We start from the raw sequence: 21,100 nt of genomic DNA on the forward strand, positions 1-21,100 counted from the left end.
TAAACCTTATACCTTACTCATTATTCACTAGAAGCTCCCATATAAATCCTGATGGTCGAACCTTGCGCTACCCTGGACCCAGCTTTCGGAGCTTGGTTGATAACTGTAGTGCCAGTTCCTGAACGGGCAAGATTAAAATTCATATTTAAATCCTCATAAATATCCTGTACCGTTGCTCCCGTAAGATCTGGAACCGTCACAATCGGTGTTTCGCCATACTTATAGGTTTTAGGAAGTTGGTCACTTCGCTCCGGCACTTTCAAATAGTGCAAGGAGTCCTCCATAATATTTTTCACGATTGGAGCTGCTACTACACCCCCAAACTGAATGCCCTTCGGATTGTCGACCGCTACATAAACTACAATTTGCGGATCATCTGCAGGGGCAAAAGCAACAAAGGATACAATATGCTCCGTCGGGGAATAACGTCCGTTGATGACTTTCTGTGCAGTACCTGTCTTACCACCTACACGGTAGCCGTCTATAAAAGCAGGACGACCTGTGCCTTTGGCAACTACGCTCTCAAGTGCTGCCCGCACCTTCTTGGATGTTTCCTCCGAGATGACCTCCCGAACAAGTTCAGGCTTTACCTCTGATACAGTCTCTCCCGTGTCCGGATTCACCCATGCCTTAGATACATGCGGTTTATAAAGCTTACCGCCATTGATAGCGGCAGACACCGCAGCAATTTGTTGAATAGGTGTAACAGAGACACCTTGACCGAAGGCCGTAGTTGCTAACTCTACCGGACCCACCTGTGATAGTTTGAAAAGGATACCGTTAGATTCTCCATTCAAATCAATCCCTGTCTTTGTACCGAAACCAAAATTACGAATATATTCAAATAAAGTTTCCTTACCTAGCCGCTGTCCAAGAGCTACAAAGCCAGGATTACAAGAATTCTCTACAACCTGCAAAAAAGTCTGACTGCCATGTCCGCCCTTTTTCCAGCAGCGCAGTCTTGCACCACCTACCTCGGTGTAACCCGGATCAAAAAAATGATCGTTCTGCAGATCGACTTTTCCTTCCTGCAGGGCAGCAGCCAATGTAATGATTTTGAACGTAGAACCTGGCTCATAGGTCATCCAGATTGGCAAGTTCCGGTTATAAATCTGCGGATCATATTCCTTGTACTGCCCCGGTTCATAGCCCGGTCTGCTAGCCATAGCCAGTATCTCACCATTCTTCGGATTCATGGCTACGGCCCAGCTTCCTTGCGCCTGATATTTCACCATCGCCTGATCTAGCTCACGTTCCATAATAGACTGTATCTGTTTATCAATGGTCAATCGTAGATTAAGTCCATCCTGAGGGGCAGAATACTTCTCCGATGATCCAGGCATGAGTCTTCCACCTGCGTCAGACAAATACGAAATATTGCCTGCTATACCTTTAAGCAAATTATCGTATATGTTCTCGACTCCGGTAATTCCTTGGTTATCAATACCTGTAAAGCCTAGTATATGCGCGGCAAGATCGCCGTAAGGATAATATCTTTTGCTATCCTCAGCGACAACGATGCCCGGCAACTGCAAATCACGGATGCTCGCGGCAAGTTCCATCGTAATTTTGCGGCCGCCGGGCTGTAGTTTCACCGACATAGATTTTTTAGTCAGCAAGCTCATCAGCTTCTCCTCGGTCATCCCAAGTAAAGGCGCCAATTGCTGCGCTGTCTTTTGCTTCTCCTTCACCTGCACAGGCACCGCATAGACCGTAGGCGTGCTGATATTATAGGCCAGCGGTATTCCTTCACGATCCAAAATTTCACCGCGCTTGGCGGTAAAAGGAATATTGCGGCGCAAGGAATCTTCTACCTTGTCACTTAATTCCTCGCCTTGGGATAATTGCACATAGCCAAGACGCACGACCAGCGAACCGAATAACACTGCTAGTCCCAGCAGCGTCCACAGCATTCTCCGCCGTGTTACAACCTTCGAAACCTTCATTCCGTTCTCCCCCGCTTTCACCAATAGACATGACCTCTTATCTTCATGACTATTCGGGACAAACAGGGGTTAGAACAAGCCTATGGCCCACTCTCCGATTCTGAACCCTCATCAGCAGGCGAAGTTTCAGGAACATCTTCACTATTATCATTTAATGGTTTCAGCTTCAAAGTAACCAATGTCTTGCCATTCTTTGTTCCTTCAATCTGCTCGGAGACATATCCTTCGCCTTCTACCGCAATCTCCACTTTTAGAAGTGTTAGAACCTCAAGGGAATCACGCAGCGACTCTCCCTTTAAATTTGGAATGGTAGGCTTGTCCCCTTGCTTGCTTAATAGGTATATACGCTGTCCTTGAGTAAGCTTCGTTCCAGCCTCTGGATATTGGGTTTCCACAGATGCTTCTGCACCGACCACTTCAAAATCAAAACCTTGATCCAGAAGCGTCTCTCTTGCTTCCTTCATCGTTTTGCCCGTCAGATCAGGTGTGGTTCGGAGCACAGGCGCTTCAGATTCAACTGTTTTTTTACTATCCTTATCGCTAGTTTCAGTCGCTAACTTTGGAACTCCCATGTATTGCAGAGACTGAGATACGATTTCTTTAAATACTGGAGCTGCGGCTTTACCGCCGCCAACCTCAACGTTCGGTTCATCAATAATAACAATAACAGCGATCTTTGGATCATTCACAGGCGCATAACCAATAAAGGAGACCAGAACTTTGGACTTCACGTAGTCCTTACCTTCAACCTTGATAGCCGTTCCTGTCTTACCTGCCACACGGTAACCTTCAATGTGAGCGTTGCGTCCTGTCCCTTTGACTTGGTCAGCAACTACCTGCTCCAAATATTCCCCGGTTTTCTTGGCACTTGCCTCATCAATCACCTGACGCACTACACTAGGCTGAGTAACCTTAGTGTCTCCGGTGTTTGGGTCTGTAACCTCTTTTACCACATATGGAGTCATCAGTTTCCCACCATTGGCGATAGCAGATACAGCAACCAATTGTTGAAGTGGGGTAACTAGCACTTTACCATGCCCATATGCGAGTGTAGCAATTTCGATAGGACGTCCAAGGTTAGGGTTAACGACCCCACTGGCTTCCCCTGGCAAATCGATTCCTGTCTTCCCATTAAAACCAAAATCATCAATATACTGTAAAAGTCTATCTTGTCCGAGCATTTCATAAAGCTTTACAAAGAGAACGTTACTAGACCGCTTCACACCTTCCAGGAAGCTGATTTGCCCCCAACCGGCACGATTAATATCATGTAATGCCTTACTGTAACCCTTAATTCTGATCGATCCTGACAGAAATGTAGCTACGGGATCAAAAAGCTTCTCTTCTACAGCTGCAGCAAGCGTAACAATTTTGAAGGTCGAACCAGGCTCATAAGTTGATTTGATAGCATGATTGTAGAAACCTGCTGCATCAGCACCTGTATCCATATATTTATTAGGATCAAAGGTAGGCATATTCGCCATCCCCAAAATCTCCATCGTATTCGGATCAGCGGCAATGACACTCATACTTTTCGGCTTATATTGCGCATATGCCTTTTCCATGGCAGCTTGTATATATTGCTGGATCGTACTGTCGATTGTAAGCTTGAAATTACTGCCATTTACTACAGGTTTATAAGTATCTTGAGAATCAGGCAGCTTAACCCCTTGACCGTCACTTTGATAAAGCAGCTTGCCATCAGCACCCTTAAGCTGTTCATCTAGGGACTTTTCCAGACCCATAATCGCCTTGCCGTCTCGATCTGTATAGCCTAATATGTGCGCAGCAAGCGAACCCTTAGGATAATATCGTTTCTGCTCCCTAACAAGACCAATCCCGGTCTCTTGAATTTTATGTTCTTTACCTAGTGCTACATAAAATTCTTTCACCTTGTCGGCAAGGTCCTGATCGATCTTCCAGCCTTCGTTACGAATTTCACGATTTTTGAGGTATTTTCCATCCTCGCCTTTAGCTTCAACCAGCTTCCGCAGCTCATCTTCCGGCTTGCCTAGTAGCTCATGCAATCCCTTGACAACCTCATCACCAATACCCTTTTCAGCAATGACTGCCGGGTTTACAACCACAGTATAAGCAGGGACATCACTAGCGAGCACACTCCCATTACGGTCAGAAATCGTTCCTCGCTCTGCTTTGATAGTCGAAGTGTGCGCCCAAAGTGTAGCAGCCTTTTCTTGCCATTCTGAGCCCTCCATCACTTGAATCCAGAACACTCTAGCTAACAAAACAAGAAAAAAGAGGGTAATACACCCTCCTATAAACAGCGTGCGAAGTTTTATTCTCTTTACCATAAGCGAACCTCACAATTTTTTTATTGCGATCTTGCCAATCGCTCACTAATTATCGCCTTCTGTTGATACCGGATTCGCCGGAATAAAGATGGTAGCATTTTCATCCGGTGCTACGTAACCAAGATCCTTTGCCTTTTGGGCAACCTTCTGCTCCAAATTCTGCTTCTCCATCTCATACGTGGAAATTTGCTTTTTAGCAGTCGCTATATCCTTATCTAATTTCTGGGCCTGCAAGTTCAAATCATAAATATGAACGTAACGTGAAATCAGGGTGATAGCCACCAAAACGCATACTCCTAGCGTCAGCATATACAAAAGTTTCTCTTGCAGCGGAAGTACTCTTCGTTTGGTAACTACTTTTGTCTTCTCGCGGTAAAGGGGGTTTACCTCTTCTTTTCTTTTGGGCTGAACTGCTAAATTGCCGCGGGTATAGGCCATCTCTGACTCTCCTTTATCGTCAATTACAATTTTTCTGCAATGCGCAGCTTAGCTGAACGCGCTCGAGTATTGAGCTCAAGCTCTTCTTCAGAAGGCACAAGCGGTTTGCGGTTGATTAACTTAAGCGTGCCTTTCGCGCCGCATACGCAAAACGGAAAGTCAGGCGGGCATGTACATCTGCTTAAATAGCTGCTTAGAATTTGCTTGCAAATTCGGTCCTCGAGTGAATGAAAAGTGATAACGGATACTCTACCTTCTGGTGCAAGGCAACGTACTGCGCTATGTAATCCTTCTTCAAAAGCACCCAACTCGTCGTTTACAGCAATCCGTAAACCTTGAAAGCTACGTTTAGCGGGATGTCCTCCCGTTCGTCGTGCAGCCGCCGGAATACCTTCCTTGATTAGCTCAGCTAATTCTCCTGTGGTCTCCACAGGACTTTCTTCTCTTCTGTCTACAATTTTCTTAGCGATTCTCCGCGAGAACTTCTCTTCTCCATATTGGAAAAGCACACGGGCAATCTCCTGCTCGGACCACGTATTCACAATATCAGCAGCCGTTAAAAGCGCTGTTTGATCCATCCGCATGTCCAGCGGAGCATCATGATTGTAACTAAATCCGCGCTCTCCCTCATCAAACTGGGGAGAGGATACGCCAAGATCAAAGAGGACTCCATCCACTTGGGGAATGCCATCTTTTTGTGGTACAAAGGGCACATCCTTAAGTACACTCTCCAGATCACGGAAATTGGTCTTAATGAGTACAACCTTGTCTCCGTATTCGGCTAGTCTTTCTTTTGCGTTCTCCAAAGCCCAATCATCTTGATCCAAACAGATTAATCGGCCTTCGCCGCTAAGCTTGGAAGCAATTAGTGCGCTGTGGCCTGCTCCACCGAGAGTGCAATCTACATAGATTCCGTCTTTTTTGATGTGCAGCCCTTCTGTCGCTTCTTCTTTAAGCACCGTGATGTGGTGAAACAAGCTGCATCCCTCCAGGACAGTATTCGATATTATGTTTTATAAATCAAAATTGAAATCCACCAATTTTTCGGCAATTTCGTTGAACGATTCCTCGGACTGTTCGAAGTACTGCTCCCATAGCTCTTTGTTCCAGATTTCCACCCGGTTCGAAACGCCCAGAATAACACAGTCTTTGTCCAGTTTGGCATACTGCCTTAAATTAGCCGGCAGATTTACCCTTCCCTGCTTATCCCATACACATTCTGTTGCGCCTGAGAAAAAAAAGCGACTGAATGCGCGGGCATCTGATTTCATCAGTGAAAGGCTTTTTAGCTTTTGTTCCATGATTGCCCATTCTTCCATGGGATAAACAAATAAACAGGAGTCTAGACCACGGGTCGTCACAAAGGAGGTTCCAAGCAATTCACGGAGTTTAGCCGGAATAATAATTCGGCCTTTATCGTCAATGCTGTGTTGATACTCTCCCATGAACATCCTTTTTCCCACCCCTAATCCCCGAATCCCCACTTTACCCCACTTTTCACCACTTAAGCATAATAGATTCGCCATTAAAAATCAAAAACCTTTTTCTGGTCAAAGGAAATTTTTGCTAAATCAATGGATCGTTACCCAAAAACCACTTTTCCACAGAAAAAAGCCATACAATCGGAATCTTGTCCGCTGCATGGCTTTTCAAGCATAAACGCCTTCGGCGTCTTTGTAAGTACGCTAAGCGTTTATGCGAGAAATATAAGGATAATGTATAGCGTGAAACTTATACTCTCTTATATTTTACAAAAGGTGCTTCAGTTCAAGGTACACTTGGTTAATATAATTTATTGTTGTGTGTTCCGTAATTAATCGTTCAGATTCCAGCTGTCCAAATAATCCACTTGTGCTGGAGTCAGACTATCGATGTTAATGCCCAGACTTTGCAGCTTGTAGCGTGCTACCTGCTCATCCAGCTCATAGGGAACATTCTCAACTTTTACGCCAATGCTCTTATAATTATCATTTACATATTTCAACGACAACGCTTGTAGCGCAAAGGTAGTATCCATAATTTCGGCAGGGTGTCCATCCGCAGCACCTAGATTTACAAGTCTGCCTTCTGCAAGCAGATATAGCTTACGGCCGTCGCGAAGCTGGTACTCTTCAATATTTTTGCGAACAGTACGCTGGGATACGGATCTTTCAGACAATTCAGGCTTATTCACTTCAACGTCGAAATGGCCTGCGTTGCACATGATTGCTCCATCTTTCATTACATCATAATGTTCCCCACGAATGACATAACGGTTACCCGTTACTGTAACGAAGAAATCGCCGACCTTAGCAGCTTCCAGCATAGGCATAACTTCGAAACCGTCCATATGAGCTTCAACGGCTTTAATAGCATCCACTTCTGTGACAACCACTTTTGCGCCCAACCCTTTGGCCCGCATAGCAACACCTTTACCGCACCAGCCGTATCCGACAACAACTACGGTTTTGCCCGCAACGATCAGGTTAGTTGTACGAATAATGCCATCCCATGCAGATTGGCCTGTGCCATAACGGTTATCAAACAAATATTTGCAATATGCATCATTTACTGCGACCATTGGGAACTTCAGTACACCTTGCTTTTGAAGAGCTTTTAGACGAATGATGCCGGTTGTTGTTTCTTCAGCACCTCCACGAATATTCTCCATCAGATCAGGACGCTCCGAATGCAGCAATGTAGCAAAATCCCCACCATCATCAATGATCAAATCCGGTTTACTTTCCAGCGCCTTGATGTTAAGGGCTTTGAACTCTTCAGGTGACGGGTTGTATTTAGCGAAGACGGTGATTCCATCCTCCACAAGCGCCGCACATACATCATCCTGTGTTGAAAGTGGATTCGATCCAGTAATGGTTACTTCTGCACCGCCTGCTTTGACAACCTTCGCCAGATAAGCGGTTTTAGCTTCCAAATGAAGCGTAATTGAAACTTTTAGACCTTTGAAAGGCTGTTCAGCTTCGAACTGCTCACGAATGCGGTTCAATACCGGCATATGTTGACGAACCCAGTCGATTTTCAAATGTCCTTCTGGTGCGAGTGACATGTCAGCCACGATACTATTTTGTTTAGATGAACTCATAATGAAACCTCCTAAAAGTTTTATGGAGCAATACTTCTATGTTTTACTTCGCAATAAAACTAGCTTCGTAAGCATAATCCAAGTTTTGTGAGCGTTACTACATTGTTTTATGGAGCAATACTTCTCTACATATAAATGATGCGATGCGTTCCACTATAATCCGGTTCAATAGCCATCAGCTCATCTAACCATGGAAGTCCGTAGCGGTTCAAGTAATACATGATATTGTACACTCTTTCTTGCAGTTTACCCAGTGGCATTAACGACAGCTCGATTCGCTCCCATTGACGAATTGCAGCTTCATTCTGTTTTGCCATTGCGTCTTGGGCTTTCGCTTGTAAAAAAGTGATCTGATCTAAAATCTTATCTTTATTGTTATTCCCCAGTTTAAGCAGACCTGCCTGAATGGTTCCAAGCTGCTCAATCAGCGGCTCGTACATGGCGGAGAAAGTAGCTTTGGTTTCTTCAAAACGTTGTTCAATCCCCAGCTCATCCTGTGCAGCCAACCAATCATGTCTTTTACGATCTAGTCCCTGTCTTACATCCTCAAAGCTTAATTGATATTTATCCATATGCTTATGAAGCGTACCTTCTACCACTGTGAAAGACATTCTTGGGATGATCAAAGGCATTTGTCCCCCGACCACCTCAAACGCACGATGCGGAATAGCCCAATAAGCAATCTCACCTTGACCTAGCACCGTTGCTAGAACCGGCAACATATAATCCTGCATAAGCGGGCGTGTCAGCACGTTGTTGCTGAATCGTTCCGGATGTGCCTTCACTTCCTCTAGTAATTCATCATGGGTGAACGATACCTGGCCCTTGCGATCGGCAAAAATTCCATCTTTCTTATGAAGCAATAACCGTACACCTTCATGTATATAAAAGAGGTTGGCATTTCCTGCCGTAACGTCAGCTTGAAGCTCATACCCAGCGTTCACGATATCAGAAGCAGAATTCATATACGCTGTTTCCAGTGCATCATTCTGCATAATTAGCGAAGTAAAAAATGGCTCTTCTAATTTACGTAGGTTAGGATCCGCAGAATCAAGGAGGATCAGACCGAATTTACCAAATAAAGAACCCATCAGCTTAGCAAAAGCATCCGTCATACTATCTGCTCTAAACGAAGAAGATCGAATAAATTCCATGATTTGCGGTTTGAAGTCACTATCTTGAAGCAGTCCATCCAGCTGTTCCACCACTTGCTGCCAGCTTTCTTCTTCTACACGAATATTACTCACCGAGGAGCGCTTCTCCTCTGATTTCTCTATCTTAATCTTTGTAATCTCCTGCGTACGATTTAATACATACGTATGATTCACTTCATCCCAGTCATGATCCTCACCAGCGATCCAGAATAATGGGACTACTGGCCGGCCGAGCTGTTCAGCTGCTTCTTTTGCCGCCATAATGGTTGTCATTGCTTTATATACTACAAGTAGTGGTCCTGTAAATAATCCGCTTTGCTGTCCACCAGTAACCACTAACGTTCCCGGCTGTTCTAAAAGGGCCAGTGAAGACATCACCGCATCATGTGAATTATGCTTTTCATTATATTGTCGTAGACATGCAGCAACTTGTGTCCGGTCGGCACGGAGACCCTCACTACGATCCAGCCATTCTGCCCGAATGCTTCTACACTCTATACTTCGGAAATCCCCACCGTACAAATGACTAACCTTCTCAAAATTTTCTATATAGTCGCGCGCGAGTGCAGATCCACCCGGCAGCGGTTCCTTAACAATATTCATTTGCTAGTGCCTCCAGTTCTACTGAGCAGTTATATGTAAATCCAAGTTCGTAAACTCTCTATGATTGTATCCAAAGTCAGGGGCCGCGTCAAAAGAATTACATCCCTGCAAAAAAGCAATGCAAGAGCAGCCGTATTATCTTCTTATCCTATAAAATGATTATTAAATATCCCCACTACATACAAGAGGCGAGAGCATAACGCTCCCGCCTGTCTAATTCTCGCTATGGATTTAAGCAAATTTTTTGCTTACCCAGTGGCCTTTTGATACTTCAACTAATTCAAAGTCACTATCATTGCTCTTTTCGTTAGCAGAATAAATAGGGCTACCAAGCTCATCATGCAAGTGAATACGTTTCTTGTTCACTTCAATTTCCGGATCCGGAATTGGAATAGCTGACAAGAGAGATTTGGTATACGGGTGGATAGGATTTGCATAAAGCTCTTCACTTTCCGCCAATTCTACCATTTTACCCAAGTACATAACTGCTACGCGATCACTGATATGTTTAACCATGGACAGATCATGCGCGATGAAAAGATAAGTCAAGCCCAGACGATCTTGCAATTCTTTAAGCAAGTTAACAACCTGTGCCTGAATGGATACGTCAAGCGCGGAAATCGGCTCATCACAAACGATGAACTTAGGATTTACCGCTAACGAACGGGCAATCCCAATACGTTGGCGTTGTCCACCAGAGAATTCATGCGGATAACGAGTAGCGTGATCATGGTTAAGACCAACCATATCAAGCAGCTCTTCGATCCGTTTTTTACGCTCTGCACGGCTACCAGCCATTCCGTGAATGTCCAGCGCCTCGCCGATAATATCAGAAACCGTAAAACGCGGGTTAAGCGATGCGTACGGATCTTGGAAAATCATCTGCATGTCACGACGCATAGCTTTCATTTTGTTAGAAGACAATTTATAAATATCTGTACCATTATATTTCACACTTCCGGCAGTTGGCTCATACAAGCGAAGAATTGTACGTCCAGCAGTAGTCTTACCACAACCGGATTCTCCTACCATTCCAAGCGTCTCGCCCTCACGGATCGTGAAGTTAATATTATCAACAGCCTTAAGAACCTTGCCTTTACCTACATTAAAATATTTCTTAAGACCTTCTACCTCTATTAGGTTCTTACTCAAGAGTACTGCACCTCCTTGGCCATCGAATGCAGATTCCAGCAACGCGCCATATGCGTTTCGCTGAATTCTGTGGCGCCGGGATCGATTTGTTCGCAAACATGCATTGCTTCATTGCAACGCGCGGTGAACGGACAGCCGATCGGCGGCTTGATCAGATCTGGCGGTGTGCCGATGATCGGGATAAGCGGCTCGCCCTTCTTTTGGTCCAGACGCGGCATCGAGCGCAGCAGACCTTTGGTATATGGATGCTGTGGATTCTTAAAGATTTCCCATCTTGTTCCGGTCTCCACAACTTCACCTGCATACATTACGATAACCCGATCACACATACCGGCAACTACACCAAGATCATGGGTAATCAGAATGATGGAGGTACCTAGTTTTTGCTGCATCTCTCTCATAACTTCCATGATCTGCGCCTGAATGGTTACGTCAAGAGCCGTAGTAGGCTCGTCCGCTATGAGCAAAGCCGGACGGCAGGCTAGCGCGATTGCAATCATTACACGCTGGCGCATACCGCCTGAAAATTCGTGGGGATATTGGTTAAAGCGAGCCTCAGCATTTTTGATACCAACTAAATTGAGCATCTCAATACCTTGCTTTTTCGCTTCGGCCGCTGACATTTTCTGATGTTTAATCAAAACTTCAGTGATCTGTTTGCCCACTTTGATGGTTGGGTTCAAAGATGTCATCGGGTCTTGAAAAATCATGCCAATATCTTTACCGCGAATGGATTCCATTTCTTTCATGCTTTTGTCTAGCAGATTTTGTCCTTGAAAAATAATTTCTCCCTTTTTCACTTTAGAGGGTGGAGAAGGGATCAAACGCATAATTGATTGAGCAGTTACACTCTTACCGCTGCCGGACTCGCCGACGATGGCAACCGTTTCACCTTTGCCAATTTCAAAATTCATACCACGGACAGCTTGTACCTCTCCGCCTTTAACAAAAAATGAAACATGCAAATCTTTGACTTGTAAAATAGGCTCCATCCTTAATCCCTCCTATTTCTTCAGCTTAGGATCAAGCGCGTCACGAAGACCATCACCGAAAATATTGAAAGAAAGCATGGTTAAACTGATCAGAATGGCAGGGAACAGGAAGCGCCATGGATAGTACAACCAACCGGTGAGTGAATCGTTAATCATAGATCCAAGTGAAGCGATAGGAGCTTGTACACCAAGACCCAAGAAGCTTAGGAAAGCCTCAGCGAAAATTGCATTTGGTACAGAAAGTGTAATGGTTACGATAATCGGGCCAACTGCGTTCGGCAGAAGATGCTTGAACAACAGTCTTGCAGAACCTGCACCCATGGAACGGGAAGCCAATACAAACTCGCGATTTTTGAGCTGCATAATTTCTCCGCGTACAATCCATGACATCGTAATCCAGCCCGTTATGGTTAAGGCCAGGATGATTGTGCCAAGACTTGGTTCAAGCACAACCAAAAGCAAAATTACAACTAGCAAATAAGGAATGGAATACAAAATTTCAGAGAATTTATTCATGATATTATCTACACGGCCGCCGAAAAAGCCCATAATACCTCCGTAGATAACACCGATGAACAAGTCGATGGCTGCCGCAGCTAAACCAACGATCAAGGAGATCCGTGCGCCGTACCAAGTACGAACGAAAATATCACGTCCAAGATCATCCGTTCCAAACCAGTGATCGGAGGAAGGGGGCTTATTGGTGCTCATCAAGTCATTGGAATAATAGTTATATTTCGAGAAAAAAGGAGCGAAGATCGCTGCAAGCACGATCAAACCTAGAATACCAAGCGCAGTCATCGCCATTTTATTTTGACGCAACCGTTGCCAAGAATCTTTCCAAGCAGAGAGACTCTCACGCTGGATAACCTCAGCTTCTTTTTCATCTACACCGACTTTTTGAAAGTCTTCCGGTTTTAGATTCTTTAGCAAGTTATTATCAGTAGCCACTCATTAGCCCTCCTTTCCTCCGCTTAATTTCATACGTGGGTCAATCAATACATAAGCAATATCAGTAATGAAACGGGCTACCATGAGTAGTACACCATAGAAAATGGTGATCCCCATTATGACGGTATAGTCACGGACACCAATCGCTTCCACGAACTGTTTACCAATACCCCCAACACCAAAGATCTGCTCGATAACAACCGAACCAGTTACGATGTTAGCTGTCATAGGTCCCATGTAAGTAACAACAGGCAGGATACCATTACGAAGTACATGGCGGCTCAGAATAGCCATCCAGCTTAATCCCTTAGCCTTAGCCGTTTTGATGTAATCTGCATTCAGAACCTCAAGCATACTTGAACGGGTCAAGCGAGCTATAAATGCTATTGGCTGTGCCGAGAGCGCTGCTACAGGTAGGAAATAATAGATTGGTCCTTTAAAGCCTGAAACCGGTACCCAACCCAATTTGAAAGCGAACACATACTGTAATAATGACGCGACTACAAAGCTCGGAACCGCAATCCCCAGAACTGCCAACACCATCGCGGCGCTGTCAAGAAACTTTCTGTGATAGAGTGCCGCTAACATGCCGAGAAGAACCCCAACAATAACCGCCACAACAATTGCGACGAGTCCCAGCTTCAGCGACGCTGAAAAGGTTTGACTGATCAAATGCGATACGTCTTGATTCAGGCGTTTCATCGATACACCCAAATCACCTTGGACAATATCACCTAAATACTTAAAATACTGATGAGAGAGCGGCTTGTCCAGACCATATTGCTCCATCAAACGTGCTTTAATTTCTGGCGGTACTTTTTTCTCAGAAGTAAACGGATCCCCTGGAATAGCTTTCATCAAGAAAAAAGTTGCTGAAATCAGTACAAATAATGAAACCAACATATAGAAGAATTTATTTGCGACATAACGAACCATCCCCATCACACCTCCTCCGACAAATTTTTTGAGAGCATTATATTGATTTTATGAAAAAAACGGATTTTTGTCCATTTTCTAAATATGTTATAAATAACAATAAATAACAAATAGACTGGAATACAAAAAAAAGGGATATATATGGAGTTCCACATATATATCCCGAAGTATTGTGTTACTTCAGTCAACTAACTATTCTGTTTAAATTACATGAGCTAAATCTTAGTGCTCAAGCAAGTATCCACGAGTCAAGTCAATTGCACCACTGAAGTCAAGAGTAACACCTTTGAGGTACTCTTTAGTCAGGGAGTTGTTAGTGTAGTAGTACAATGGAATCAAAACTTGATCTTGCTCGATGAGCAATTTCTCAGCTGCTGCAAAATTGTCTTGACGTACTTTCAAGTCAGAAGTTGCTTTAGCTTCGGAGATCAATTTGTCGTACTCAGGGTTAGCGTAACCCGTATCATTGTTACCGCCACCTGTTACCCACATATCAAGGAAAGTCATTGGATCATTGTAATCCGCAGTCCAACCAGCACGTGCAACTTGGTAGTTCAGGTTTTGACGGTTTTCAATAAATACAGCCCACTCTTGGTTAACGGTTTGTACGTCGATACCAAGATTGTTTTTCCACATATCAGCAATCGCCAAAGCGATTTTCTTGTGACCTTCACTTGTGTTGTAAGTCAAAGAGAATGTAGGCAGTTTATCCATACCTTCTTCTTTCAGACCTTCAGCAAGCAAAGTTTTAGCTTGTTCTAGATCTTCAGTGAAGTAACTATCTTTAACTGCTGTACGGTATTCACCATCAGCACCAGCGATACCCGGAGGTACATAACCGAATGCTGGGAATTGTCCACCTTGTACTACATTGTCAATCAAAGCTTGACGGTTAATGGACATTGCAAGAGCTTTACGGATTTTAGCGTTTGTGAAAGGTTTTTCAGTAATATTGAATTCGTAGTAGTATACGGAAGCAATACCTTTACGGTTGAATTCTTTAGGAAGTTCTTTTTGCACGATTGGAATTTGTTCTGATGGAATTTCACCAGTTGGTCCGCCTGCACGATCGTATTCACCGTTTTTGTAACTCAACAGTTCAGTTGCACCACTGTTTACAAGGGAGAAGTCGATTTTGCTAAGTTTAATGGAATCTTTATCCCAATATTTATCATTTTTAGTTACAACAAGAGTTTGTCCAGTAGTCCACTCAGTAAGAGTGAAAGCACCGTTAACGATCATAGTATCTTTGTTTGTAGCCCATTTAGGATTACCCTCAATAGATTTGTGTACAGGGTAATAAGTATAGAAGGAAAGCAATCCAAGGAAGTAAGGAGTTGGCGCTTCAAGAGTAACTTCTAGAGTTTTCTCATCAACCGCTTTGATTCCAACTTGACTGAAATCGGTAATTTCCTTGTTGAAAAACTTTTCAGCATTTTTGATGTAATACAATTGATAAGCGTAAGGCGCTGCAGATGCAGCAGCAGGATCGAGCACGCGTTTCCAAGCGCGAACGAAGTCTTCTGATGTTACAGGATCGCCGTTGCTCCATTGAGAGTCACGCAGTTTGAAGGTATATACCAGACCGTCAGCGGAAATATCCCAGCTTTCAGCAACACCTGGTTCAGCCTGACCTGATTCTGCATTCATGCGAGTCAAACCTTCGTACATTGTTGTCAGGACAGTGTGTGCTTGGCTATCTTGTGCCAATCCTGGGTCAAATGTTGGAGGCTCAGCACTTAGATTGATTCTCAACGTTTGGTCTGCAGCCAATTTCTCTTCTGTAGCCGCATTACCAGTTGCCGTGTTACCAGTGTTACCAGCGTTACCTTTATTGCCGCTGTTCGCGTTGTTTCCGCCGCAGCCAGCAAGCACTGTGCCGATAACAAGTACTAATGCAAGCATTAGCAATAGACTTTTACTCTTCTTCATCTAGCAGTTCCCCCTAAATAGAATGTGGTATATGGTTTATGATTATACAACCAGTGGTCAAAAAAATCTAGTGGTATGTTTTCAGAAAATTCTTTTTTTATTAAAACTTTAAACTTTTGTGACGTTGCCGCTTCACCGGAGCAGTGGAACATTACATCGCTTGTGATATGTACTTAATTAGCCCTACAAACATAAATAATAAATATCCGACGCTCATAAAAAAGAATGAAAGTCTCCAAACTGCCCGAAATAACCGCTTTCCATCTACTTTTCCTTTCAGACGATTCTGAGCGCCACCAATCAATCCAGTGGATATTAATACAATAAGTAGTATAAGATAAAACCCAAAACCGTTATCAAATAAGTTGTTAAACAATGCCGAGACCGATAATAATAAAAAAAATGTAGTTACGTCCATAGCGAGCATAAAAGTTTTCTTTTTATCTTTTTTTAAGCCTCTTCCAATGAAATAAACAATTAAAAACGGTATTATTGGAATCAAGCTTAAAGTAATGACCGAATTCAACAGCAATCCCATAGCTTCACCTCTCCTCCGAGATCATACCTTTATTCCCTCAACTAATTGACAGATCAAGCGATGTAAAGGAACCAATGTTCCACTTCTTTCTGCCATTTCTACAAGACTTCCATTGATCCAGTGAATTTCTGTACTTCTTGAAGCTAGAACATCTGCCAGCATGGATGAAGTATTGCCAGCCGTTGTCCTGCACACTTTAAGAATGTTATCCCACGCATCATGATCATAAGTTACTCCGCAGGCATCATATACCATAATTGCTTCTCTAAAAAGTTCTCTCATTAACTGCAGTCGCCCTTCTGATGCCAGCAGTTCACCATTTGGAATACGCCAAATCGCCGTAAGCGGATTAATAACGGCATTGATTAGGAGCTTCCGGTAAATCATGGTATCCACTTCATTCGACAAAAAGGCGGAGAATCCTGCCATAATGAGGACTTCTATTAAATAATTCGCATGTAAATCAGTATGTATACTATGAGCTTGTCCATTCTTTAAGCTCCATTGCCCTATCCACACCTCCCCCGCACCTGCATGAATGACCTCAGTTAAAGACTTTCGCTTCGCAGCTTCTGTTGTTACTGCAGTATATAAATTAGCTTTCGGCAGCAAGTCTCTGAGCATCTCCATATGTCCTATGCCATTTTGAAAACAAATGATGCGTACCTGTTCTTCTCTAAGAGGGGATAGAAATTCAGGTAAAACATTATGTAGTATGTTCTGTTTAACCGTCACTATAATCCAATCACTGGGCTCACGAAGATAGGCATCTGCAAACCCCTCTATTGGTGCGGGCACAAATCGATCGCCCGAAATTGAAATCGGATCACGACCATCCTCATAGCTCACAGTTAAGCCCTCAGCTTCTAATTTCCGGCACTGCTCTATCCCTCGACACCACAATCTCACTTCATTCCCGGACTGGGTCAGTCTCCCTGCCAAAAGCAGCCCAAGTGAACCCGCACCGATTATATCGATTTTCATCTGATCCTCCTGTTGATCTCAAGCGCAATTTTTCTAAGTATAGCCTTAATATACCAAGAAGAAACGCCGTTGTCGTCCTCCATGAATGACAATACAAAACCAAAACGCCCGCAAATGGCGCTAAAAAAGCGAACCACTTACGGGTGTTTAGTTGCCTATCTTTTATTCAATGCGTTCTAAATTTCCATTCCCATCCATTTTAAAGCGAGTCTTCATTTCTTCTTCTTCTTCGTTTAAGAACGCGAGCCTACGTGCACGATCCATAATCTGAATTAAAGCTTTGTAATCATCGTTGACTACCCGGTAGTCACTTTGAGCAAGATTAACCTCTTTTGACAACCGCTCATTCTCAGATCTTAATTCTGTTAATTCATCTTCCTTCTCACGCAAATCTCTCTCCAGCATTTTCAGCTGGCGTCCTGCCTCCTGGATCGTACCTTTCCATTGTCTCAGGAAACGTATAACCGCATCAATGGATAATGTGTTCTCACTTAATCCTTCGCCTCGTCCGAATTCTTCATCGGTATCCCCGAGAATCAGACCCGCTACCTGCGCTCCTCTTACCGACGGTTGCTTTTTCAGGTAACTTCTCTTTTGACGTTGGCCTTTAGCAATTCCAATTGCGCCTTCATAGCTTTTTCGAACACAGCTGTTCCAGCGGAATCCGCAAGCAGCTGACGTTCTGCCGATTTTCTCGCCCACTTCTTCAAAAGCAGCAAGTTGTGTACTGCCCTCCCGAATGTGACGCAAGGTTACTTCTGCCAGTATTAGATCATCTTCTGCACTCCAAGCATCCTGTCTAACGGCTGTCATCCAACCAAACCTCCTAACAACATCTTGAAATAACCATCTCCATAACCGGCAGCTCTGCCGGGTAGTGAATAGGGATAAAAGCTGCTTACTCCATTTCTATGCTTCTCATAGAGTTCATAGAATCTATTTGATACTAAATTGTATTTCCATTATCTGCCCACATCATACGCTTCAAGTTATAAATTCTCTTTTTTCAAGCACTAATCAGTCAAGTCAATTACAAAAATCACTTTTTTTGAAGATTAGTACATTTTTTTCAATGAATTCGTTTACACATTTTTACTGAACGGGTATAATAAGTCGAAGGAATATTCGTGAGATACATACTGGAAGGGGGACTCTCTCTTGGACCGCATGTTTCGGGTATTAGGTTTTTTTACACTGGCTATTGGATTGATGGCTTTTGCCGGAGGTCTGACAGAAATGGCCTTGCTTTTCTTTTTGCAAACCGCTTTTTTCGTAATTCTCGGTTATTTGAAGTTTACTGAAAAAACTTATGTCCTACTTTTCTGGGCATACATGATTTTGACTTTCACCGGTTTTAGCTATTGGACGATCTTTCAAATGGGTCTTCCACTATAAATTGCAATACTCTCATGAAGCGGATGAGGTCCTTATCTTATAAGGATCACTTCCGTTTTTTTATTTTTCAGTTAGTATAAAGATGTGGCCCCCAAAAAGTAGCTGTGTACGTATCGAAGGATAGCCTCACTTTGTGGGGATATTTTTGTATGTATGCTATTTTAGGAGGGTTAAACATATTATTAGTACATACATATATCCATTCAAGAAGAACCGGCTTTGCCGTCCTTTTATTGACGGTTTCCGTTTCTACGAGAAATAGAACGATGATTTATGGAGTGAAACAGATAAATTCTTATATTTCAAAAAAAGGTGGTGGTGTGGTGCGCTCCCGCAATGCCCAAAGCCGCATGATGGCAACCATACTAATTCTCTTCTGCTGTACATTGTTTCCGTTACAATCTACGATGTACCTGTCTGCCGATCCTAGCGGTTCTTTTTTCAATTCCTCTATACCAGATAATGAAGAAGCCCGTAAACTTCTGGAGCAGACTTTGTCTTCCGCAGAAATCGAACGAGAGATCATCAAGATTACAGCCGAACAAAAAGCACTTGAAGAAAAGGTAGACTACCTCGAAGAGCAGGCTACCGAGAAAAAATCTGCCATCGCAAACCAGCAAGAGCGTGCAGGTGCAGTCCTGCGTTCTTATTATATGGGGGATAGAGACGGTCTCTTGGCCGCATTTCTATCTGCGAAAAGTATTAGCAGATTTCTGGCTCTATTCGATTATTATGAAATTATTATCGGAAATGACCGCAACATTCTCACACAATACGAAGAACAGTATAAGGATCTAAAGAAAACCCTCCAGAATGCACAGCGTAGCTCGAAGGATCTTGCACAGCTACGAACCGCTCTGGAGGAACAGAAAATCCGGGTAGCCGCGCTCAATAAAGAAATTGAAGGTGGGATTAAAGACAGTAGTGATCCCGATAATATGAGCGCTCTGCTTCAAGAATTCACATTATATTGGGAGAATATTGGTTTGCGCGAAGTAAAGACCTACTTCAAAGCATTATCTTCCGCAATGAATAAACTACCGCAGTTTGTTCAGAATCGAGAGGGAGTTCTTACTCGTAAGGGGATGACTTATGTTCTGAATCTGAAGGAAGAGGATTTAAACGAATTCCTTCAGTCCCAGAATAAGCTATTTAATGATTTCGCATTTCATTTCAATGAGGGAACGATTACTGCCACTGGAAAAAGCGGAGCTTTAGCTCTTTCCTTAACCGGTCACTACATCATACAGGAAGAACCCATCAACGGACTTATATTCCAAGTAGATCATGTTGTATTTAATGGTCTCGAATTACCTGACACCACTAGAAGGACACTTGAGGAGGAATTTGATTTAGGCTTTTACCCTGGAAAAATCGTTTCTTTCCTACGTGCCACAGAAGTAGATAGTAAAGAGGGCATTCTGCAAGTTAAACTTTCTATCTCATTCTAGACCTTCCTTGATGAAGTCTTTGTACCCTGCCGCATCAATCTTTCCGGTAAGCAGTAAGGATACTGCTTCAACAATCTTACTCCAACCGCCTTGGGATTCGACCTCTGGGGCGGTTTCTTCTGTCAGCAATAGTTCGACTCCGAAAGGAAGCTTATAGTTGAAATCATGCTCCGAACGATAAAGAACATCCAGTGCAGGCAAGCTCCCTGTGTTCTCCAACCAATCCATCTGAGAATCCTCAGAGGTGATAAACGTTAGCCAATTCACGGCTTCCTTTGGACTTTGAGATTGTGCTGGAATTGCAAAAGAACGGCTGTAATAGGATTCAAGTCCTTTCCCGTTACTTTCGGTCAGCGGCGCTTCAGCAACTAAAGATGAATTCCCATGTTTTTGCCACTCTGATAGTGGTAGAGCCGCAACAGCAACGCTTCCGCTCTGAATCATATCCCAAACATCCTTGTTATATCGACTGGTAAGGTAAAAATAACTGCGTGCATTCTGCGTCCAATTTATTACTTCTTGGTTATCCGATAGCAAGCTGCTGTTCATACTCTCCATAACCGCCGACAATCCATATGGATTACGTGTATCCATCGCCAACAAATATTTCCCTTGCTCTTTAAGTACATTCTGAAGCAATGTGTTCCACTGTTCCAGACTTCTTGGTAAGGTCGTAAATCCCAGTTCTGCAAGTCGTTGTGGTGAATAAACAAGTATATAAGGGTCGATATCCAGCGGCACTCCCCAATTATATCCGTTCCATTGCATCCATGGGATCAACTGAGTTAACGGTGCAGTTCCTGGAATGCTCTGATACACATCCACCGGCAATAAATATCCACGTGTAGCCCAGTCAAGAATACTTCGTCCATCCGCCATGACGATATCCGGGCTGTCCCCGATGGTTAGATCATGTCTCAAAACTTCGTCTGCATCCTCGCTATCAATATTTCTTAATATTACCTTTACTCCATTTTCTAAAGTATACCGATTGCTTAGAAGCTCCAGTTCACTAAATTCCTCGCTATTTAGCGATACTGTTATGCGCAGGCTATCTATAGTTCCCTTTTCCCCTGAAGAAGGCTTTTTGGACTGACTTTGCGGTTTTTTCATAGGATGTGGGTCGTTATTGGTACTCAATTCCATACTGGGTGACAAGCTTGTCAGCGATAGTAGTAAAATTGCAAAAAGCAGCCAATAATTTTTGCGTTTCAGCACGATTCCCCACCTTCCC

General features: G+C 43.5%; 18 protein-coding genes. 2 read left to right on the forward strand and 16 right to left on the reverse strand.

Annotation, left to right across the window (positions count from 1 at the left end):
• Positions 1-20: 20 nt before the first annotated feature.
• From QNH28_RS22410 to QNH28_RS22480, 15 genes are all read right to left on the reverse strand, one after another.
• Positions 21-1,946 carry a stage V sporulation protein D gene (locus tag QNH28_RS22410; RefSeq protein ID WP_283908610.1) on the reverse strand — a complete coding sequence of 642 codons (1,926 nt, stop codon included), beginning with the start codon at positions 1,944-1,946 and terminating at the stop codon, positions 21-23.
• 80 nt (positions 1,947-2,026) lie between these two features.
• Positions 2,027-4,192, reverse strand: coding sequence for a penicillin-binding transpeptidase domain-containing protein (locus QNH28_RS22415; protein WP_283908611.1), 2,166 nt, complete (start codon positions 4,190-4,192; stop codon positions 2,027-2,029).
• 111 nt (positions 4,193-4,303) lie between these two features.
• Complete coding sequence (locus tag QNH28_RS22420) at positions 4,304-4,696, reverse strand: septum formation initiator family protein (protein WP_283908612.1); 393 nt, start codon at positions 4,694-4,696, stop codon at positions 4,304-4,306.
• Between the two features lie 23 nt (positions 4,697-4,719).
• Positions 4,720-5,673, reverse strand: a complete 954-nt coding sequence (rsmH, locus tag QNH28_RS22425; RefSeq protein ID WP_042190866.1) for a 16S rRNA (cytosine(1402)-N(4))-methyltransferase RsmH — start codon at positions 5,671-5,673, stop codon at positions 4,720-4,722.
• Between the two features lie 36 nt (positions 5,674-5,709).
• Entirely contained in the window at positions 5,710-6,147 is a 438-nt protein-coding gene (mraZ, locus tag QNH28_RS22430) for a division/cell wall cluster transcriptional repressor MraZ (protein ID WP_036683674.1), read from the reverse strand.
• A 362-nt stretch (positions 6,148-6,509) separates the two neighbouring features.
• Complete coding sequence (locus QNH28_RS22435; protein ID WP_188114736.1) at positions 6,510-7,781, reverse strand: adenosylhomocysteinase; 1,272 nt, start codon at positions 7,779-7,781, stop codon at positions 6,510-6,512.
• Positions 7,782-7,903: 122 nt separating this feature from the next.
• Positions 7,904-9,535, reverse strand: coding sequence for a bacillithiol biosynthesis cysteine-adding enzyme BshC (gene bshC, locus QNH28_RS22440; protein WP_283908613.1), 1,632 nt, complete (start codon positions 9,533-9,535; stop codon positions 7,904-7,906).
• 231 nt (positions 9,536-9,766) lie between these two features.
• Positions 9,767-10,687 carry an ABC transporter ATP-binding protein gene (locus QNH28_RS22445; protein WP_283908614.1) on the reverse strand — a complete coding sequence of 307 codons (921 nt, stop codon included), beginning with the start codon at positions 10,685-10,687 and terminating at the stop codon, positions 9,767-9,769.
• Positions 10,684-11,679 carry an ABC transporter ATP-binding protein gene (locus QNH28_RS22450; protein ID WP_042130263.1) on the reverse strand — a complete coding sequence of 332 codons (996 nt, stop codon included), beginning with the start codon at positions 11,677-11,679 and terminating at the stop codon, positions 10,684-10,686. The genes QNH28_RS22445 and QNH28_RS22450 overlap by 4 nt, the downstream gene beginning before the upstream one ends.
• Before the next feature lie 12 nt (positions 11,680-11,691).
• Complete coding sequence (locus QNH28_RS22455) at positions 11,692-12,630, reverse strand: ABC transporter permease (protein WP_283908615.1); 939 nt, start codon at positions 12,628-12,630, stop codon at positions 11,692-11,694.
• A 3-nt stretch (positions 12,631-12,633) separates the two neighbouring features.
• Complete coding sequence (locus QNH28_RS22460; RefSeq protein ID WP_042130265.1) at positions 12,634-13,566, reverse strand: ABC transporter permease; 933 nt, start codon at positions 13,564-13,566, stop codon at positions 12,634-12,636.
• A gap of 222 nt (positions 13,567-13,788) precedes the next feature.
• Positions 13,789-15,498: a peptide ABC transporter substrate-binding protein gene (locus QNH28_RS22465; RefSeq protein ID WP_283908616.1), complete on the reverse strand. Its 1,710-nt coding sequence runs from the start codon at positions 15,496-15,498 to the stop codon at positions 13,789-13,791.
• Positions 15,499-15,649: 151 nt separating this feature from the next.
• Positions 15,650-16,036 (reverse strand): DUF3397 domain-containing protein, encoded by a 387-nt coding sequence (locus QNH28_RS22470; protein WP_283908617.1) that lies wholly within the window; start codon positions 16,034-16,036, stop codon positions 15,650-15,652.
• Between the two features lie 21 nt (positions 16,037-16,057).
• Positions 16,058-17,020, reverse strand: coding sequence for a ketopantoate reductase family protein (locus QNH28_RS22475; protein WP_283908618.1), 963 nt, complete (start codon positions 17,018-17,020; stop codon positions 16,058-16,060).
• Positions 17,021-17,182: 162 nt separating this feature from the next.
• Positions 17,183-17,833: an RsfA family transcriptional regulator gene (locus QNH28_RS22480; RefSeq protein ID WP_042130271.1), complete on the reverse strand. Its 651-nt coding sequence runs from the start codon at positions 17,831-17,833 to the stop codon at positions 17,183-17,185.
• A 345-nt stretch (positions 17,834-18,178) separates the two neighbouring features.
• Here QNH28_RS22480 and QNH28_RS22485 point away from each other — a divergent pair, with 345 nt between their 5' ends.
• Both QNH28_RS22485 and QNH28_RS22490 read left to right on the forward strand, forming a co-directional pair.
• Positions 18,179-18,415 carry a DUF2626 family protein gene (locus tag QNH28_RS22485; protein ID WP_042130273.1) on the forward strand — a complete coding sequence of 79 codons (237 nt, stop codon included), beginning with the start codon at positions 18,179-18,181 and terminating at the stop codon, positions 18,413-18,415.
• 323 nt (positions 18,416-18,738) lie between these two features.
• The gene (locus QNH28_RS22490; RefSeq protein WP_283908619.1) at positions 18,739-19,866 is read left to right on the forward strand and encodes a coiled-coil domain-containing protein; all 1,128 of its coding nucleotides are present in this window, start codon (positions 18,739-18,741) and stop codon (positions 19,864-19,866) included.
• On the opposite strand, the gene QNH28_RS22495 is transcribed toward QNH28_RS22490, so the two are convergent.
• Positions 19,858-21,084, reverse strand: coding sequence for an extracellular solute-binding protein (locus tag QNH28_RS22495; protein ID WP_283908620.1), 1,227 nt, complete (start codon positions 21,082-21,084; stop codon positions 19,858-19,860). The genes QNH28_RS22490 and QNH28_RS22495 overlap by 9 nt on opposite strands.
• Positions 21,085-21,100 lie beyond the last annotated feature (16 nt).

This window comes from Paenibacillus sp. G2S3 (genome assembly GCF_030123105.1).
Lineage (GTDB): Bacteria > Bacillota > Bacilli > Paenibacillales > Paenibacillaceae > Paenibacillus_AQ.

Coding starts and splice junctions, on each gene's coding strand:
- bshC (WP_283908613.1), bottom strand. CDS start 9,535: ATGAATATTGTTAAGGAACCGCTGCCGGGTGGATCTGCACTCGCGCGC.
- QNH28_RS22480 (WP_042130271.1), bottom strand. CDS start 17,833: ATGACAGCCGTTAGACAGGATGCTTGGAGTGCAGAAGATGATCTAATA.
- QNH28_RS22460 (WP_042130265.1), bottom strand. CDS start 13,566: ATGGTTCGTTATGTCGCAAATAAATTCTTCTATATGTTGGTTTCATTA.
- mraZ (WP_036683674.1), bottom strand. CDS start 6,147: ATGTTCATGGGAGAGTATCAACACAGCATTGACGATAAAGGCCGAATT.
- QNH28_RS22470 (WP_283908617.1), bottom strand. CDS start 16,036: ATGGGATTGCTGTTGAATTCGGTCATTACTTTAAGCTTGATTCCAATA.
- QNH28_RS22450 (WP_042130263.1), bottom strand. CDS start 11,679: ATGGAGCCTATTTTACAAGTCAAAGATTTGCATGTTTCATTTTTTGTT.
- QNH28_RS22475 (WP_283908618.1), bottom strand. CDS start 17,020: ATGAAAATCGATATAATCGGTGCGGGTTCACTTGGGCTGCTTTTGGCA.
- QNH28_RS22465 (WP_283908616.1), bottom strand. CDS start 15,498: ATGAAGAAGAGTAAAAGTCTATTGCTAATGCTTGCATTAGTACTTGTT.
- QNH28_RS22420 (WP_283908612.1), bottom strand. CDS start 4,696: ATGGCCTATACCCGCGGCAATTTAGCAGTTCAGCCCAAAAGAAAAGAA.
- QNH28_RS22410 (WP_283908610.1), bottom strand. CDS start 1,946: ATGAAGGTTTCGAAGGTTGTAACACGGCGGAGAATGCTGTGGACGCTG.